Here is a 3863-nt window from a genome sequence, read left to right as displayed (position 1 = left end):
TGCCGTTGCCGTCGCGCACGCACTCGAAGTCGAGGCCGGCGATCTGGATGGCCCGGCTGCCGATGGCGAGGCGGCTGGCGTCGATGCTGTCGGCCTTGATCGCGCCGCCGTTGATCTCCGTGCCCGTGGCCCAGGATGAGAGCTTCGTCCCGCCCGAGACCGTGATCGAGCCGGCCGTCAACACGTCGGCGGCGAGCTTGGCGGCCGAGATGCTGCCGTTGGCCGCGATGGTGTCGACATGAATGGCGCCGGCCTGAAGCCGGTCGGTGGTGATCGTGCCGGCGGCGATGCGATCGGCGTGCAGCGAGTTGGTGAAGAGGTTGCCGCCATCGATCAGGGTCGCGCTGGGCGGCTGATACGGGCTCGTCTCGGTCGCCCCGTCCCGCGTCGCGGCCATCATGAAGCCGGTCACGAACAGATACGGCCAGTCACCGCTGATCTGCCCACCCATGAAGTAGATCTTACAGTAGGTCGCGTCGGCGGGGGCCTTGGCGATCAACGTGATCCGCGGGTGGTCCTGCTCAGTCCAGCCGACCCGCCCTCCCGTGTCGAGCGCGACGAAACGCGTGCCGACATACTGGTGGGAGGCGTTGAGGAAATCGACGTAGATCCGGCCGATGCACCGGTGCGCCTGGACATAGGCCGAGAATTCGTAGGTCGTGCCGCCGGCGATCGGGTAATCCGCCCATCCGCCATCGGCGCTTAGGCGGGTCTGCTGCAAGCCGAACCAGTGATGGGTCGCCTGCGACGCCAGCTTGTAGTAGGCGATCGCGGCAGCCTTGAACCCAGCCGGGCACCAAACCGGATCAACATACACAGGGCTATAGGCGGCGGGGTCGCTGTTCCAGCCGTGCCACTTATGCCAGCCGCGGGTGCCCTGGGCCATGTCGGGGTTGAACGCCATGTTGGCGCCGTTGATGGCGAGCTTCGAGGCGGTGATCGCCCCGGCCGCGATCTGGTCGGCACCGATGGCGCCAGCCTTGATCTGTGCGGCGGTGATCGAACTGGCGACGAGGCGATCGGCGTTGACCGAATTCGCCTGTATCTCGTTGCCGGTGAGCGCGTTGGCGACGACGTGGCCGGCTGCGATCGTGCGGCCTGCGATCCGGTCGCCGGTGACGGCCCCGGCTGCGATCTGCGGCGTCGAGATCGCGCCGTCCGTGATCTGCGTCGCTTTGATCTGACCAGCCAGGGCCGCAGCGTTGACGCTCGCGATCTGATCGGCCGTCAGGCCTTTGATGTCGGCGACGTTGAACGTCTCGGTGACATACCGCCCCTGGCTCGCATCCCAGCGATAGAGCTTGCCGTCGCTCTCCAGGGTGATGAGCTGGCTGGTCTTGGTCACCGGTAGGGTCGCGACGACAGCCGGTACCGCAAGGTTCGCAGCCATCCTGGTCGCGTCGACGGTGCCGGCGGCGATTTGTGCGCCGTCGAGCGCCGCCGTCTGGGCGGTGCCGGCCCGGAGGTAGTTCGGCGCGGCAAGGTCGGAGGTGTTGCGCGCGCGCAGCCAGTAGGTGCGCTGGCCCGTGGTCGGCATGTCGTCCCAGTAGGCGGCTTGGCCGTAGGGCACGCGTCCGACCATTACCGAGCCCGAGGGCGGGGCGGCGGCGCTCGAGACACCTTCGAAGCCCCAGATCTCGATGTAATCGAGATCGCGATCGGCCGGCGGCGTGAAGGTGACGACGACGCGCTGGAACTTACCCGAGACGCTCGGCGCAGTCGGGTTCGTTGGCGCCACCGTGCTCTTGACCGTGGTGACGCTCCCCACCGGGCCGTAATCCGACGGGACGCCCGCCTTCGAGACCGATCGAACCTTGGCGTTCACCGCGGTCGCCGGCCGGAAGCCGCGCATCGTCGCCGCGTGGGTCTCGACCTTGCGGGTCTCCCAGTCGCCGGAGCCGATCTGCCACGCGACCTCGTAATGCGAGAGGTTGGCGCTGGTCGCCGCCGCCCAGGTCGCCCGGACACTTGCGCTCAGGCCGCCGTCGAGGCCGGTCTCGGCGCTCGAGACCAGCGTCGGCTGGCCCGGGCGCGCCGGCGCGCTGGTGTCGAACAGCTCGATCGTGACGGTCTTGGCGACCTCGGCCGAGACGTTGAGCTCGGCCGGGTTCTTCGAGAACGCGTCGTAGGCCGCCGCCCGGACATGGTAGGTCCTGCCCGGCGTCGCCTTGAGCGTGAACAGCCCGTCGCGCACCTCGTAGCTCTTGGCCGTGAGCGGATCGATGCCGGCCGTCTCCGACACCCAGACGAGGTAGCCGGCGAAGTCCGGGTCCGTGACCTTGGGCAGGTCGATCAGCAGCGCCTCGGAGGTCGATTGCACGCTCGGCGCGATCATCGCCGGGGGCGGGTTCGATACCAGCAGCGAGGCCGGCGGGCCCTCGCCGTCCTCGGCCGAGAGCGCGCAGACCGACACGCGGAACTGTCGACGCGGGCCGCCCTCGTTGGCGTTGACCTCGTAGTCGTAGCTCCACTCGGTCTGGCCGGCCGGCAGCATCTCCCGGTGCAACAGCGCTTGGCTCGAGGCGTCGAACACGGTGACGACGTTGCGGATCGGATAGGGCGGGACGGTCTCGGCCCGGAGGTTGGTCCAGGTCAAGGTGCAGGAGCGGCCGGCGAACGTGGTGCCGCCGCCCTTGACCGTCAGGCCGGTGACGCGCGTGGCTGCCTGACCGGCCCAACCGACCACGGTGTAGGTGCGTTCGCTCGGCAGCGACGCCTTGCCGTTCAGCCCGGTCGTCGCGACGAGGAAGCGCCACTCGCCGGTCTCGGCGTCGGTGAAGTCGATCGAGGTGCTCGGCGTGCGCGCCGTGACCACGGCGCCGGACGGCCGGATCGCGGTCACGGAATGGGCCACGGCGTTGAACGGCTGACCCGCCGTCCACGACAGGGTCAGGGCTTGCTTGGCCTGTCCCCGCTCGCTGTACTGGCTCTCGCGCACGGTCAGGTCCCTCGGCGGCGCGACCACGGCCGGGAACGCGGTGATCGTCGAGGGCTCGAACGCCGCCCCGCGATCGATCGCAGCGTACTTGCCCGGCTCGTGCTGCAGGGCCGAGACCGCGTAGACGTGCGGCTCCTCCTCGCGGATCGCGACGATGCGGTAGAGCTGCGGCTCGACCGGGCCGGCGATGAGCCAGACCGCCGCCGGATCGGGCACCTGCGTCAGCGCGGCGGCGAGCGCCACCGTGGTGACGGTGCCGGCCCCCGTCTCGATCGCCCGCTCCTCGACCGTACCGTCCGGGAGGGTGACCGAGATCGCGTAGCGCGCCCCGGCGGCGAGCGTGACGGGGCGGTCGAGCCTGAGCCGCGTCAGGCTCGAGCCCGCCAGGAGCCGGCCCGACAGGTCGAGATTGGCGATCTGCGGATCCTGGATCGCGACGAGGTCGCCGGGGCGGGCGACCGCGTGATCGAGGCCGGCCCGATACGAGACGATCTGGGTCTGGTGCAGCTCGGTGAACAAGAGCCACCGGCCGGCGCGGTGGGCCTGGCCGCGCGAGGTGCAGCCGAGCAGGTCGATCCGGGTCGGGTTGTAGCCGTAGCGGGCAACGCCCTCGGCATCCTCGACCACCTCGATCGCCGGCTTGTAGAGGTTGTCCGGGTCGTTCCAGGCGACGAGCGCGACCGTGTGGCGGGCGCGCCGGCCGGTGCTGGCGTAGGAGAACGTGCCGTCGAGGACGTTGGCCTCGGTGACGAGCAGGATCGGATCGGCCGGTCGGTCCTGGCTCGCCGTCACCGTGCCCGACGACCAGAACACCGTGCCGCGGAAGATCTGGGCGATCAGCTGCAGCAGCTCGAACGCCTCCTGCTGGGTCGCGATCACGCCGTTGAAGGTGTGGCGCGGCTCCAGCCCGCCCCGGCCGTCGGGG

The 3863-nt window shown here is 70.0% G+C and carries 1 protein-coding gene; it reads right to left on the bottom strand.

Annotation, left to right across the window (positions count from 1 at the left end; translation table 11 throughout):
* Positions 1-3863, bottom strand: a 3863-nt coding sequence (locus tag OWC43_RS23115; RefSeq protein ID WP_393958636.1) for a phage tail protein, incomplete at both ends; no start/stop codon positions are given.

Origin of the sequence: Methylorubrum sp. POS3 (assembly GCF_043352485.1) — a bacterium.
GTDB classification, from domain to species: domain Bacteria; phylum Pseudomonadota; class Alphaproteobacteria; order Rhizobiales; family Beijerinckiaceae; genus Methylobacterium; species Methylobacterium suomiense.
The sequence above is the reverse complement of the archived record's forward strand: the minus strand, read 5'-3'. Positions and strand labels throughout refer to the sequence as shown.